This is a genomic window from Aestuariimicrobium sp. T2.26MG-19.2B, assembly GCF_950101875.1.
Classification (GTDB): domain Bacteria; phylum Actinomycetota; class Actinomycetes; order Propionibacteriales; family Propionibacteriaceae; genus Aestuariimicrobium; species Aestuariimicrobium kwangyangense.
Window position 1 is genome coordinate 435,333 of sequence record NZ_CATNLW010000001.1, and the last position, 12,513, is coordinate 447,845.

Below are 12,513 nucleotides of genomic sequence, written 5' to 3' on the forward strand. Positions count from 1 at the left end.
GTGGGGAGCTCTCCACTTCGACGAGGGGTCAATTGCTCCGTGACTGGAACGTAAGCTTCCAGCCCCTTGCATCACGCACGCCACGCCGCACGTCTTCCCATTGTTCGCCTGTGTTCACCCGCCCGCGTCGACGTGCCACCGCACCGACCCGGCGCCAGTGAGCAGGTCAGCCGAAGGTTGCCAGCACGATGGCTGCGAAGTGCAGGAGGGCGGCCACCACGGTGCAGGCGTGGAAGATCTCGTGGAACCCGAACCAGACCGGTGAGGGATTGGGCCGCTTGCGCGCGTAGACGAGGGCGCCTGCCGAGTAGACAAGCCCGCCAGCGATGACGAGGACGACCACCGCCGCCCCACCGTTGCGCCAGAAGCTCGGCAGCCACCCGACGGCGGCCCACCCCATCAACACGTACAGCGCGGTGTACAGCCATCGAGGAGCCGACAGCCACAGCACCCGGAAGGCGACACCGAGCCCTGCCGCGATCCAGACCAGGGTCAGCAGCGCCACCCGGCTGCCGCCGGCGAGCATCTGGGTGGCCAGAGGCGTGTAGGTGCCGGCGATGAACAGGAAGATGTTGGCGTGGTCGACCCGCCGCAAGGTCGCCTGCACCCGCTCGGTCCAGTGACCGCGGTGGTAGACCGCCGAGTTGCCGAACAGCGCCAGCGACGAGGTGAGGTAGACCGCCGCGGCGAGTCGTCCCGCCACGGACGGGGTGAGGACGAGCAGGACGAGCCCACCCACGAACGCCAAGGGGGCCATCACCGTGTGCAGCCAGCCACGCAGCCGAGGCTTCACGGCGGCCAACGCCCTGTCGACGGGGCCCTGCTCATCGCCGACGGCCCCGGCCGTTGCGGGCTCGGTGGTGTGACCGCGGGGGGCTCGGGACTCCTCGTCCAACGGCATGGTGCGACCTTTCCTCACAGCTGGCCAATGCGTAACCTACGCTACCGTAGGTATCGACGTCGGCGACCCCCTCCCACCGATCCGGGGCGGGCCGGGTGGTCTGGCTAGAGTGAGCCCATGACGTGGCGGCACTGGGTGGGCGAGGCGATCGATCGCCTGCACCCCTCCAACCTCCTGTACGCCACCTACGAGGGACGACTGCTCGCCGAACTCGACCACGACAAGCTCCCCCGGCACGTCGCCGTGATGGCCGACGGCAACCGGCGCTGGGCCCGGATGAACGCCCCGGGCCAACCTCTGGTCGCGGGCTATCGCGCCGGGGCTGCCAAGCTCAGGGACTTCTGCGACTGGTGCGACGAGGCCGGCATCGGCGTGGTGACCATCTGGGTGCTGAGCACCGAGAACCTGCGCCGCGACGACGACGACGAACTGCTCCCCCTGCTCGACGTGATCGCCGAACTGCTCGAGGACCTGGCCGCGCACCACCGGTGGCGGGTGCAGCCCGTGGGAGACCTCAGCCTGCTGCCACCCCAGGTGGCCGAGCGGATCCGGAAGGCGGCCGTCAGCACCGAGTCGCGCACCGGCATGCACGTCAACGTGGCCGTCAGTTACGGCGGCCGCCACGAGTTGCGGGACGCCGTCCGCTCACTGCTGGCCGCCGAGGCAGCCAAGGGCACCACCCTGGAGTCGCTCGCCGAGACCTTGGAGATCGACCAGATCGCCGACCACCTCTACACCAAGGGGCAGCCCGATCCCGACCTGGTCATCCGCACCTCGGGTGAGCAGCGCCTGTCGGGATTCCTGATCTGGCAGAGCGCCCACTCGGAGTTCTACTTCCACGAGGCCCTGTGGCCCGATTTCCGCAAGGTCGACTTCGTCCGAGCGCTGCGCACCTACACCCAGCGGGAGCGCCGGTACGGCCGCTGACCACCCTTCAGCAGCGAGACCGCTCGGCGACGAGCCCGCTCAGCAGCGAGACCACAGGGGTGTCTTGAGTTCGGTGTACTGGTCCACCGGGTCGAAGCAGACGGTGCCGCGGCACACGTAGGCCCGTGAGCGTCCACCGGAGCCCCGGTCCTCGAAGTTGTCACCGAACCCGACTGTGCCCGGGCGCCCCGTCACGATGGCGGTTCCGGCGGGGGCCATCCGCCACGCGGCGCGGGTGAGTTCGTTGAACGGGTCGCCTGCCTCGTCCACGATCACGGCCACCCCGGGCCGCAATCCGCGCCGGGCCTCCTCGCGCACCAAGGCGTCGGCCAGGCTCCACCCGGCGAATCGCGGGGTGGCGGCGACCGTGGCCCAGGTGGTGGCCGCGCCCCGCTCCGACCTGTCCAGGAGGCGATCGTCGCCCGACAACAGCCCGACCAGGCGCAGCGCGTGCACCATGGTCGCCGTCGCCGAAGGCGTGGGGTTGTCGGTCAGTTCACGCGGACGAGAAGGCAGCGTCGGCTGCTGCTCGGCGTCGAACCAGCCACCGTCCTCGGCGGCGAAGAGTTCCTCGGCGCGGTCGAGCAGCCAAGTGGCCCGTTCGAGCCAGACCCCGTCGCCGGTGGCACCAGCCAATTGGCCGAAGCCAAGGGCGAGGGCAGCATGGTCCTCCGTCACACCGGGAGCGCGACCGGCGACCCCGTCGCGGGAGGTGCGCACCAGTCGTCCATCGACCACGTGGGTCGACCAGACCATCTCGGCGCAGGCGCGCGCCACCTCGAGCCATTCCGGCTCGTCGAACATCAGGGCGGCAGTGACCAACGAGTCGATCAGCAACCCGTTCCACGCAGCGACGACCTTGTCATCACGGGCCGGACGGAAGCGCTCGTCGCGAACCTTCTTGAGGGTTGCCATGATCGGCTCGAGCCGGGCCCAGTCAACGCGCTTGCGCAGCTGCAGTGTCGACAGCCCGTGCTCGAAGGTGCCGGGCACGGTCACGTGGAAGACGTCGGCCGCCCACTCGGCGTCCTCGGAGCCCAACGCATCGACCAGCAGATCGCGGTTCCAGACGTAGTAGATGCCCTCGTGCACTGCGCCGCGGATGTCGCAGGAGTCGGCGTCGAGCGAGGCCGCGAAGCCCCCCTGCTCGGTGCGGAGCTCGTCGACCAGGAACTCGACGGTGCCGTAGATGACACGCTCGAACAGGGCTCGCTTGTCGGGGTCGTGGTCGGCCGTGCGCCGCCAGGCCCGGCAGTAGGTGCCGAGCAGCAGAGCGTTGTCGTACAGCATCTTCTCGAAGTGGGGCACGGCCCAACCGGCGTCGACGGAGTAGCGGTGGAAGCCCCCGCCGAGTTGGTCGTGCACACCGCCTCGCGCCATCGCCTCGCAGGTCAGCTGGGCCATGTCGAGACTGGTCGGGTCGCCCTTGACCAGCAGCGCGTCGAGCACGGTGGGCGGCGGGAACTTGGGCGCCCCACCGAATCCACCGTGGATCAGGTCGTAGTCCTTGCCCAGAAGTTCCAGGGTCTCTCGGGAACCGGGGAGGGCGTCGTTCGGCTGCGTCGCGGCCCACAGCTTCGCCAGTTCGCCACGCACGGTCGACGCGGACGACAGCACCTCGTCACGGCGTTCTGTCCAGGCCTGGCTGAGCGCCTCGACCACCTGCCGGAAGCTCGGCAGACCATGGGCGGGCTCAGGGGGGAAATAGGTGCCCGCGAAGAACGGGTCGCCCTCGGGAGTGAGGAAGGCCGACATCGGCCAGCCACCGCGTCCGGTGAGTGCCTGGGTGGCGAACATGTGCACGGCGTCGACGTCGGGGTGCTCCTCGCGGTCGACCTTGATCGCGACGAAGTTCTCGTTGAGCAGGGCGGCGATCTCGGGGTCGTCGAAGGACTCGTGGGCCATGACGTGGCACCAGTGGCAGGCCGCGTAGCCCACGGAGAGGAAGACCGGCACCTGACGTTCGCGTGCCTCGGCGAAGGCCGCCTCGTCCCAGGGCTGCCAGTCCACCGGCTGGTGGGCGTGCTGCTGCAGGTACGGGCTGGTGGAGTCGGCGAGGCGATTCGGCATGCCTCAACCCTAAGGGGCCGCCGCTGGAGGTCCTGTCCTGGGGGTCTCGGGGCTGCCGGGGTCGTGGAGTCACCAGCGCAGGGCGATCCTCATCCGTGCTGTGGTGGCCGAGTTTGCACGTGGCATGCAACATTCGCCGCCCCACGACGGATACGGATCGGCTCAGACGAATAGGCGTCGAAGCCGGTGGCGACCAGAAGGTCGGTCATCGAGGCGCTGCGGTTGCCCGAGATGTCGCCACGGCAACACCCCGGGGGCATTCCAGGAATCAGGCCTGGCAGGCTCTGGCGAGCGGGCGATCCAGAACCGTGCAGGGCCGCGAAGAGTTGCTCGCTCCGGACGAGGTGGGCCCCCGAAGGACGAAGATGGATCGCCCACCGCCACGGCAGGATGGACCCATGACCCCAGCCCCTCCCGACCTTCCTGCACCGCTGAGGCTGCCCGCCCGATTGACGACCACCCTGGCCCACGCCGGGCCCGAGGCCCGTGCCTGGGCGACCCGCCTGCCGGCGCTGGCGAGCGACCTGTGCGAACGCTGGGGGCTCACCGTGGGAGATCCCTACGAGGGCGGCGCCTGGTCACTCGTCCTGCCGGCCAGCGGCGCTCGGGCCACCGGCGGGTGGCCCGGGGAATGCGTCCTCAAACTGGTACTTCCCGACGAGTACACCGCCGCCCAGTTCCGGGTGCTCGACGAGGCTGCTGGGCGGGGTTGTGTCCGGGTGCTCGCCTCCGACGTCGACCGGGGTGCGCTACTGATGGAGCGCCTTCGGCCCGGGCCGGCTGAGTCGTGGGACACCTCCCCCGGGCTCATCGCAGGGGCACTCCTGAAGTTCTGGCAGGCCACCGCGTCGCTTGCGGTGCCCCCGGCCCGACACAAGGCGGAGGGCCTGCTCGGCCTGCTGGACGACCTCGGCCACCTCGCCGAACCCCGACATCGTCCGGCCGTCGAAGCAGCCCGCGAACTCGCCCGCGGGCGACTCAGGTTCTACCGCCCCGATCGGCTGGTCTGCTCGCACGGGGACCCCCATGCCGGCAACCTGATGGTGCGCGACGACGGTGAGCCGGTCCTGGTCGATGCCGACGGCACCGGGGGCTGCGAACCCGAGTACGACCTGGGCGTGGTGCTGCGCAGTTGGACGACAGAACTGCTCGCCGCCGACGACCCGCGGGGCATGCTGAGGGCGAAGGCGTCCGAACTGGCCCAGCAGACCGGATGTGATGCACCAGCGATCCTCGCCTGGGCGGGGATCGAGCGGGTCACGACCGGCCTCTACCTGCGCCGACTCGGGCATGACGAGGAGGGATGCGCCTACCTCGACAGTGCGCTCAGGACGAACGTTCGTCCGGGCTGACCGGGGTGGGACCGGGCTCACCGCTGGCGCGGGACCCCCGGTCGTTGAAGTCGATGCCCCTCAGGTTGCGCCGCAGGCTGTACCAGCCCAGCACCACGAACGCGCCGAGCGCCACGAAGACGAGCAGGGTGAGCGGGCCGGAGCCGATGGCGAACGCGGGAACCATGGCTCGAGGCTACTCCGCTCAGATGGTGAAGTCCTCACCCCGGGCGTGGGCCGACGGGTGCGGGGTCACGCGCAGCCCGGCGAACAGGTCGTCCTCGGGCAGTTCGGTGTCGACCATCGACTCGACCAACTGGTAGTCCTCGGTGGGCCAGACCCTCAGCTGGATCTCACGCGGCACCTGGAACCAGAAGCCGTCCGGGTCGACCTGGGTGGCGTGGGCCCGAAGCGCGTTGTCACGCACCTCGAACCAGTCGCCGCAGTCGACCCGGGTGGTGATCCTGGTCTCGTAGTGCATGTCGTCCCACTGCGCCAGGCGCTCCCGGTACGGGGAGTCCATGCCCGCCTCGTGCATGGCTGCGTCGAGCGCAGCCAACCGCAACCGGTGCATGCCCATGTGGTAGTACAACTTGCTCACCTGCCAGGCGGGGCCGTGCTCGGGCCAGGCCTCGGGGTCGGCTGCCTGGTGGAAGGCCTCGACGCTGATGTTGTGGCACATGATGTGGTCGGGGTGGGGGTAGCCGCCCCGTTCGTCGTAGGTGGTCATCACCTGGGGCCTGAACTCCCTGATCAGCTTGACCAGCGGCCCGCACGAGACGGTCGGGTCGGTCAACCCGAAGCAGCCCTCGGGCAGCGGCGGCAGGGGGTCCCCCTCGGGCAGTCCCGAGTCGACGAATCCCAGCCAGGCCTGCTCGATGCCGAGGATCTCGCGGGCACGGTCCATCTCTCCACGACGGATCTCGGCGATGTGTTCCCACACCTCGGGGCGGTCGAGTTTGGGGTTGAGCACCGAGCCGCGCTCACCACCGGTGCACGTCGCGACCATGACCCGCACGCCCTCGCTGACGTAGCGAGCCGTCGTGGCCGCCCCCTTGCTCGATTCGTCATCGGGGTGGGCGTGCACGTTCAGCAGGCGAAGGTCGGAAGACATGCGCCCCATTGTGCCCAACCTTCGCCCAGCCGACATCCCGCCACCAAGCACGAGGCGGTGTTCGTGCCACGCGGCCGACCGGGCAGAATGGACGAGTGCCCGCACCCGACGCTGACCCCAACCTCGCCCGTGGTGTTGAGCTGACCGAGGAGGACCGGCAGCGCATCCGCGCACGGTACCCCCGCGGCCGCCGCGGCAGCTGGGTGGCAGCGGCCCTCGTCATCGCCGTGTTGCTGGGCGGGTGGATGGTGTGGGCAGGTCTGGAGCGGGCCACCCCGGGCGTCTCGGGGCAACTCCACGGCTACCGAGTCGTGGACGACCAGACCGTGGTCACCACCGTGAAGGTGCACCGCCCCGATCCCGGCGTCGCGGCGACCTGCACCGTGCAGGCTCAGGCGATCAGCGGTGAAGTGGTGGGCGAAAGGACCTTCCCGGTCTCGGGGAGCACTCAGGACACGACCCAGGAAGTGACGCTCCACACCTCGCTGAGGGCCACGACAGCCATCCTCGTCGGGTGCCAACGCACCTGATGAACGGGCCAATGACGGGGCCCTTGAGTATGCTGGCGAAATGTCTGCAAACACTGATGAAACCGTGTGGCTGACCCAAGAGGCCTACGACAAGCTCCGAGATGAGCTCGAATACCTCAAGGGTGAAGGCCGCACGGCTGTTACCGCCAAGATTGCCGAGGCCCGCAGCGAGGGTGACCTCTCCGAGAACGGTGGCTACCACGCCGCCCGTGAGGAGCAGGGGCAACAGGAGGCGCGCATCCGCCAACTGGAGGCCGTCCTGCGCAAGGCCAAGGTCGAGGAAGCCCCCCGCAACACCAACCAGGCCGGCCCGGGCATGCTCGTCACCGTCGCCTACTTCGGCGACGAGGACGACACCGACACCTTCCTGCTCGGCAGCCGCGAACTGCTCGGGCTGGACGAGTCCGTGGAGCAGGTGCAGGTGTACTCACCCCAGTCCCCCCTCGGAGCGGCCGTGACCGGCCAGCCGGTGGGTGCCAAGGTGAGTTACGAGGCACCCAACGGCAAGAAGATCGATGTCACCGTCACCAAGGTGGAGATCTTCGCACCCTGACCCAGACCCTGCAGACAAGCATCAGCGCCTGTTCCCGGTCGGGGACAGGCGCTGATGTTTTGGTCGGGGCAGGGTTCGACTCAGCCCAGGCTCTCGATCAGCCTGGCGCCCTCGATGGGCGTCAGCGCTCCTTGGGCGACCTCCTTCAACACCTGCTCGGCGGTGAGGCCCGGATCCTCGTCCGCCTCACCGCTGAGCCCCAACTTGGCGAGCAACCCGGTGAGCCGCAACCGTGCGGTCGGGTAGCTCACCCCCAGATGCTTCTCGACCTCCTTGAGGTTGCCCCTGGCCGCCAGGAAGAGCCGCAGCAGGTGCAGTTCGGCGTCATCCAGGGCACAGAACTCGCACGCGTCGAACTCGCCGACGATCTCGGTGCCGCAACCAGGACAGCCGAGCCGGATGGTCAGCAACGTCTCGCCGCAGACGGGGCACTCCCCCGGCGCGCGGTGCTTGGGTTCGGCCAGTTGGCGCCGCCTGGTGCGGTCCGCCATTGCCCGCACCAGTCCGTGTGCACGAGGCATCGTCAGTTCCCGTCGGTCTCGTCGACCTTGATGGAGGCGTGCCCCATCACGACACCGATGTCGAGCCGAGCCGAACCGTTGCCGACGACGTACTCGTCCACCTGTCCCTCGACCGGCCAGGCGACCTTGCCGAGGTGGGCGTCGGCCTTGATGGTGACGTTGGCGCCCTCGGTGAGCTTGACCGACAGCGAGCCCGATTCGACCCGCACCCTCGATCGTCCCTGCTTGAGGGGCCCCTCCACCGACGCCGATCCGGCTTGGACGAGCGCGTCGTTGACCTCGACGACATCGGTGACACTGGCCGAGCCGGCCGTCACCCGGATCTTTCCGAGCACTGGCACACCGACCACCTTGAGACTGCCGGCGGTCACCTCTGCGTCGACGGCGATGGCGGGGTTGACCCGCAACGTGAGGGCCTTGCCCAGCCCGACCGAGCGCAGGTCGTCCAGCGACTTCGGGGGTCGGACGATCGAGAACCCGTCGAGGGAGGGCCCGAGGTCTCCGTCGCTGGTCACCTCGAGCACGCGACCGGTGCGTCGCAGCACGTGGGGGCCGTCGGCCGACAGGGTGGCCACCTTGGGGTCACCGATGATCCGCACCCTCCGACCGGTGGCACGGACCACGACCCGGTCGACACCCTTCGAACCCGCCGGACGAGCACCCGGTTCGGCCGCGGCCGACTCGGGAACCTCGTCGAGGTTGACCTCGGGGGCCGGCTGCTGCGTCGACGAGGACTGCCGACGACCGGAGGGTTCCTGATCACGCGAAGGCTGCTGCCCGGACGAGTCGTCAGGCTCGGACCGCCGGAAGCTCTCCCGCGCATGTGAGGCGAACTGCGGTCGTCCGCCGTCGAGTTCGTCGTAGGAGCCGCGTCGCGAGGGCTCCTGCGGGGGCAGCTCATCGGGGTCGGGCACGGTGGGCGAGGCGGCCTTCGCGGCTTCGATGCGGTGAGCAGCCTCGGCGGCGTCGATCCGACCCGCGGCGAGGTCTTCGAGGATGGAGGTGATGTCGCTCATGGCGCCCAAACTACAAGGCCGCCTTGCCAATCCGACAGGGAGCCCTTGGCACTTCAGGGAGGAGCCGGGGTCGCCGCATACCGGGACGCTGGTCGCTAGCGTGGACCCATGAGTGCTCGTCCGATGGCGGAGTTGATGGCCCCCGACTGGGCCGAGGCCATGCGGCCCGTGGAACCGGCGATTCGTCGGGCCGGGGACTTCCTGCGGGCAGAGGTGGCCGCGGGCAGGAGTTACCTCCCCTCCGGCGATCGAGTGCTGAGGGCCTTCTCGCGCCCGCTGGCAGATGTGCGCGTGCTGGTCGTCGGCCAGGACCCCTACCCCACCCCCGGGCATGCGGTCGGACTGAGTTTCTCGGTCGAGCCGCAGGTTCGTCCCCTGCCCCGGAGCCTGGTCAACATCTACACCGAACTGCGCGACGACCTGGGCATCGAGCCGGCCGAGCACGGAGACCTGACGGCGTGGTTCGAGCGGGGCGTGCTGCTGCTCAACCGGGTGCTGACGGTACGCCCGGGGGCTCCCGGATCGCACCGCAACCAGGGCTGGGAACAGGTCACGGGCCACGCCATCGACGTGCTCGCCCAGCGCGGCGGCCCACTGGTCGCCATGCTCTGGGGCAGGGACGCGCGCAGCCTTGCCCCCACCCTGTCATCGGCTGGCGTGCCGGTGATCGAGTCCGCCCATCCCTCGCCGCTGTCGGCTCGGTCGGGCTTCTTCGGTTCGCGCCCGTTCAGCCGGGCCAATCAGATGCTGGAGGCCGCCGGCTCAGCACCCGTCGACTGGAGGCTGCCCGTCGACTCCACGGCCGCCAAGGGCGACGAGGACTGAAGACTGCTCTGGCTCGGAGCGGCAGCCGGATGTGCAGCCGGCGCCACCTCCCGCACATTGCGGAAGACCCACCAACGCAGCAGGACATAGACGTAGATGCCCTCGATGCAGGCCGCCATGAACCGGGCCAACTGGAACTGCACACCCAGGTGCTCCATCAACCACGAGAACCCGAGGATCCAGATCACGTAGTTCGAGGTCATGGTCACGACGTAGCGGGCCGACTGGGCCCCGACGTGACCGTGGGAGCGGAAGTTGAGCCAGCGGTTGATGACGAACGAGTAGACGCATGCCGTGCCATAGCCCAGCGAGACCGCCACCGGGTACGGCAGGTGCAGGTGACCGAAGAACAGGCTCAACAGCAGCAGGTCGAGTGCGAACGACGAGCCGTTGATCACGGCGTACCCGATGAAGGTCTCGGGCAGCCGCTTGAGCGGCCCCGGAAGTACCGCGTGCACCGCGCCGGTGAAGCGCTCGAAGACTTGGGCGGCGTTGCCCAGGCGGGTGCTCGGTGTCATTCGTCCATTGTGCTTGCAGTGGCTCCGGCAGCCAACAGTGGCGTCGAGATTGGACGCCTGGCGTGCGCCCCACTCCGGCGCGTCGAGCGTGGTTCTCAGCCGTGGGCGATCACAATGTCGCCCGCCGGGCCGAGCCGCCTAGGCTGGGGACATGTTCGGATTCAACCAGGCCCCCGTCACAGCCGAGACTGCCCTGCCGGGACGAGCCGAACCGGTGCTGACCCAGACGCCGTTCCACCGCATCTTCGGAGACAAGCTCGATCGCGACTTCCCCGGCGCCCAGACCGCCTACGTGGCGCTGGGCTGCTTCTGGGGGGCCGAGAAGCTCTACTGGCAGACCGAGGGTGTGCTGTCGACGGCCGTCGGCTACCAGGGTGGATTCACCCCCAACCCCACCTACCGTGAGGTCTGTTCGGGAAGGACTGGTCACGCGGAGGTGGTCCGCGTCACCTTCGACCCGACGGTGGTCAGCTTCGCCGACCTCCTGGGGATCTTCTTCGAGAACCACGACCCCACCCAGGGCGACCGCCAGGGCAATGACGTCGGATCCCAGTACCGCTCCGCGATCTACACCGTCGACGACGAGCAGGCTGCCGTCGCGCAGCGCGTCCGCGACGAGTACCAGCAGGCCTTCAGCCGTGCGGGCTTCTCGCGGATCACCACCGAGATCGCCCCGGCGGGTGAGTTCTACCTGGCCGAGGACTACCACCAGCAGTACCTGGAGGCGAACCCGAACGGCTACTGCCCGGTGCATGCCACCGGGGTCACCTGCCGGGCGAGCTGACCTCCGCGCCGGCGCAAGCGTGACCCGCTGCTGAGCCGGTCAGCCGGTCGGGATACTGTGCGGCGCATCCGGGAAGGAGCGGCCGTGGCTGTTCGGGTGCAAGAAGTGGTGGTCGACTGCGCGGTGCCAGCCGAGCTGGCGGCGTTCTGGGGGGCGATCTTCGGCGCCCGCTGGGCTGCGATGGGCGAGGGCTGGGCCGTCGTCGAATCCAAGCCCGTGCGACTGGCGTTCCAGCAGGTGCCAGAGGCCAAGGTTGCCAAGAACCGGCTGCACCTTGACCTCGAGGTCGAAGACATCGAGGAGGCGACCCGCGTGGCCCTCGAGTTGGGCGCGCGCATCGTGACACCCCTCCAAGGGCGGCCCCGGGCAGGTTTCGCGGTGCTGTCGGACCCGTCCGGCAACGAGTTCTGCTTCGTCGCGGACGAGGGCGGGGCGTGGGAGGGTGACCAACTCGCGGCGCTGGACGCGGCGTCGCAGCACCGCCCCGTCACCGGCGTCGATCAGTCGAACGGATAGGCGACGTAGGCGACCCGCGTCGAGTCCGGCGACCACGAGTTCACGTTGATCGTCCCCTGACCACCGGGCAACGCCACCAGATCGCGGTACCCGGAGTCGAAGTACAGCTCACGCAGGATCACGTCACGGTTCTCGGGGTGTCCCTCCGTGCCGGTGGGGAAGCTCAGGTAGACGAGCTTGCAGCCACTGGGTGACACGTGCGGGAACCAGTTCACCCGCTCGTCGAAGGTCAACTGGGTGGGGTGGCCTCCCTTGGCGGGCATGCGGAAGACCTGCGCGTGACCCGGCTCGGCGCTGCCCCGCTCGGAGTTGAACCAGATCCACTGGCCGTCGGGTGAGTACTCGGGACCGTCGTCGGGGAAGGCGTCATCGGTGAGCTGGTGACGTCCCGGCGAGGCCGCGAGGCCCTCGGCCTGCACGGCCAGGCTGGTGAACAGGTTCGTGCGCACGCCGTCGTCCTCCGAGAAGGTGAGGCCCACCCAGGCGATCTCGCGGCCGTCGGGTGAGACGCCGTGCAGGAAGTGCCACAGCCCGTCGTCGTCGCCGGTGACCTGCACCTGTTCGCCCGTGGTCAGGTCGGCGCGGTGGATGTGGCGGGTACCGGAGTCGGACACGAAGATGTGCCGACCGTCGGGATCGAGCACATGGTCGTTGTTCAGGTCGTCGAGTCCGTGGATCGGCAGCGGCGAGGGGGCGTCGTCGCCGTCGGCCTCGAGGGAGAACAACTGACCGTTGGCGTTCACGATCAGTCGACCGTCGGCATGCCAGTTGGGTGCCTCGACCAGGACTTCGGACGATGCCCAGCGCAGCCTCCGCTCGCCGCTGTCGACATAGAGGATCCAGATCTCGGCCCGCTGGCCCGGCAGTAGTTCACGGGGTGCCATGTGCGTCCCTCTTTCGTGTGGTC

Annotated in this window: 14 protein-coding genes and 1 pseudogene; 7 read left to right on the top strand and 8 right to left on the bottom strand. The window is 69.2% G+C overall.

Annotation, left to right across the window (positions count from 1 at the left end):
• Nucleotides 1–166 precede the first annotated feature (166 nt).
• Nucleotides 167–901, bottom strand: coding sequence for a PAQR family membrane homeostasis protein TrhA (gene trhA, locus QQZ11_RS02020; protein ID WP_284548407.1), 735 nt, complete (start codon nt 899–901; stop codon nt 167–169).
• A 117-nt stretch (nt 902–1,018) separates the two neighbouring features.
• On the opposite strand from trhA, the gene QQZ11_RS02025 reads away from it, so the two are divergent.
• Nucleotides 1,019–1,828, top strand: a complete 810-nt coding sequence (locus tag QQZ11_RS02025) for an isoprenyl transferase (RefSeq protein ID WP_022909546.1) — start codon at nt 1,019–1,021, stop codon at nt 1,826–1,828.
• Between the two features lie 39 nt (nt 1,829–1,867).
• On the opposite strand, the gene QQZ11_RS02030 is transcribed toward QQZ11_RS02025, so the two are convergent.
• Nucleotides 1,868–3,898 (bottom strand): thioredoxin domain-containing protein, encoded by a 2,031-nt coding sequence (locus QQZ11_RS02030; protein ID WP_284548409.1) that lies wholly within the window; start codon nt 3,896–3,898, stop codon nt 1,868–1,870.
• A gap of 398 nt (nt 3,899–4,296) precedes the next feature.
• On the opposite strand from QQZ11_RS02030, the gene QQZ11_RS02035 reads away from it, so the two are divergent.
• The gene (locus QQZ11_RS02035) at nt 4,297–5,250 is read left to right on the top strand and encodes a phosphotransferase (protein WP_284548411.1); all 954 of its coding nucleotides are present in this window, start codon (nt 4,297–4,299) and stop codon (nt 5,248–5,250) included.
• Here the strand turns inward: QQZ11_RS02035 and QQZ11_RS02040 are convergent.
• Both QQZ11_RS02040 and mca read right to left on the bottom strand, forming a co-directional pair.
• Complete coding sequence (locus tag QQZ11_RS02040) at nt 5,225–5,416, bottom strand: hypothetical protein (protein WP_022909539.1); 192 nt, start codon at nt 5,414–5,416, stop codon at nt 5,225–5,227. The two genes, QQZ11_RS02035 and QQZ11_RS02040, sit on opposite strands and share 26 nt — an antisense overlap.
• A gap of 18 nt (nt 5,417–5,434) precedes the next feature.
• Nucleotides 5,435–6,343: a mycothiol conjugate amidase Mca gene (mca, locus tag QQZ11_RS02045; protein WP_022909538.1), complete on the bottom strand. Its 909-nt coding sequence runs from the start codon at nt 6,341–6,343 to the stop codon at nt 5,435–5,437.
• 95 nt (nt 6,344–6,438) lie between these two features.
• On the opposite strand from mca, the gene QQZ11_RS02050 reads away from it, so the two are divergent.
• Both QQZ11_RS02050 and greA read left to right on the top strand, forming a co-directional pair.
• Nucleotides 6,439–6,873, top strand: coding sequence for a DUF4307 domain-containing protein (locus QQZ11_RS02050; RefSeq protein ID WP_284548412.1), 435 nt, complete (start codon nt 6,439–6,441; stop codon nt 6,871–6,873).
• Between the two features lie 40 nt (nt 6,874–6,913).
• Complete coding sequence (gene greA, locus QQZ11_RS02055) at nt 6,914–7,426, top strand: transcription elongation factor GreA (RefSeq protein WP_022909536.1); 513 nt, start codon at nt 6,914–6,916, stop codon at nt 7,424–7,426.
• An 80-nt stretch (nt 7,427–7,506) separates the two neighbouring features.
• Here greA and QQZ11_RS02060 read toward each other — a convergent pair whose 3' ends face one another.
• Entirely contained in the window at nt 7,507–7,947 is a 441-nt protein-coding gene (locus QQZ11_RS02060; protein ID WP_284548413.1) for a DUF2089 domain-containing protein, read from the bottom strand.
• A gap of 2 nt (nt 7,948–7,949) precedes the next feature.
• The gene (locus tag QQZ11_RS02065) at nt 7,950–8,963 is read right to left on the bottom strand and encodes a hypothetical protein (protein ID WP_284548415.1); all 1,014 of its coding nucleotides are present in this window, start codon (nt 8,961–8,963) and stop codon (nt 7,950–7,952) included.
• Nucleotides 8,964–9,071: 108 nt separating this feature from the next.
• On the opposite strand from QQZ11_RS02065, the gene QQZ11_RS02070 reads away from it, so the two are divergent.
• Complete coding sequence (locus tag QQZ11_RS02070) at nt 9,072–9,788, top strand: uracil-DNA glycosylase (protein WP_284548417.1); 717 nt, start codon at nt 9,072–9,074, stop codon at nt 9,786–9,788.
• 62 nt (nt 9,789–9,850) lie between these two features.
• Here the strand turns inward: QQZ11_RS02070 and QQZ11_RS02075 are convergent.
• Nucleotides 9,851–10,306 (bottom strand): annotated as a pseudogene (locus QQZ11_RS02075) (GtrA family protein); the annotation flags it as partial.
• Between the two features lie 151 nt (nt 10,307–10,457).
• Between QQZ11_RS02075 and msrA the strand changes: the two are divergent.
• Both msrA and QQZ11_RS02085 read left to right on the top strand, forming a co-directional pair.
• Nucleotides 10,458–11,090, top strand: a complete 633-nt coding sequence (gene msrA, locus QQZ11_RS02080; RefSeq protein ID WP_284548419.1) for a peptide-methionine (S)-S-oxide reductase MsrA — start codon at nt 10,458–10,460, stop codon at nt 11,088–11,090.
• Between the two features lie 84 nt (nt 11,091–11,174).
• Nucleotides 11,175–11,606 carry a VOC family protein gene (locus QQZ11_RS02085; protein WP_022909530.1) on the top strand — a complete coding sequence of 144 codons (432 nt, stop codon included), beginning with the start codon at nt 11,175–11,177 and terminating at the stop codon, nt 11,604–11,606.
• On the opposite strand, the gene QQZ11_RS02090 is transcribed toward QQZ11_RS02085, so the two are convergent.
• On the bottom strand, nt 11,591–12,490 hold the full coding sequence (locus QQZ11_RS02090) for a TolB family protein (RefSeq protein ID WP_284548421.1): 900 nt from the start codon (nt 12,488–12,490) through the stop codon (nt 11,591–11,593). The genes QQZ11_RS02085 and QQZ11_RS02090 overlap by 16 nt on opposite strands.
• Nucleotides 12,491–12,513: the final 23 nt, after the last annotated feature.

Bases quoted from the DNA above. Each gene is read 5' to 3' on its own strand.
- greA (WP_022909536.1), top strand. From the start codon at position 6,914: ATGTCTGCAAACACTGATGAAACCGTGTGGCTGACCCAAGAGGCCTAC.
- QQZ11_RS02040 (WP_022909539.1), bottom strand. From the start codon at position 5,416: ATGGTTCCCGCGTTCGCCATCGGCTCCGGCCCGCTCACCCTGCTCGTC.
- QQZ11_RS02025 (WP_022909546.1), top strand. From the start codon at position 1,019: ATGACGTGGCGGCACTGGGTGGGCGAGGCGATCGATCGCCTGCACCCC.
- mca (WP_022909538.1), bottom strand. From the start codon at position 6,343: ATGTCTTCCGACCTTCGCCTGCTGAACGTGCACGCCCACCCCGATGAC.
- QQZ11_RS02030 (WP_284548409.1), bottom strand. From the start codon at position 3,898: ATGCCGAATCGCCTCGCCGACTCCACCAGCCCGTACCTGCAGCAGCAC.
- QQZ11_RS02090 (WP_284548421.1), bottom strand. From the start codon at position 12,490: ATGGCACCCCGTGAACTACTGCCGGGCCAGCGGGCCGAGATCTGGATC.
- QQZ11_RS02065 (WP_284548415.1), bottom strand. From the start codon at position 8,963: ATGAGCGACATCACCTCCATCCTCGAAGACCTCGCCGCGGGTCGGATC.
- QQZ11_RS02035 (WP_284548411.1), top strand. From the start codon at position 4,297: ATGACCCCAGCCCCTCCCGACCTTCCTGCACCGCTGAGGCTGCCCGCC.
- QQZ11_RS02060 (WP_284548413.1), bottom strand. From the start codon at position 7,947: ATGCCTCGTGCACACGGACTGGTGCGGGCAATGGCGGACCGCACCAGG.
- trhA (WP_284548407.1), bottom strand. From the start codon at position 901: ATGCCGTTGGACGAGGAGTCCCGAGCCCCCCGCGGTCACACCACCGAG.
- QQZ11_RS02070 (WP_284548417.1), top strand. From the start codon at position 9,072: ATGAGTGCTCGTCCGATGGCGGAGTTGATGGCCCCCGACTGGGCCGAG.
- msrA (WP_284548419.1), top strand. From the start codon at position 10,458: ATGTTCGGATTCAACCAGGCCCCCGTCACAGCCGAGACTGCCCTGCCG.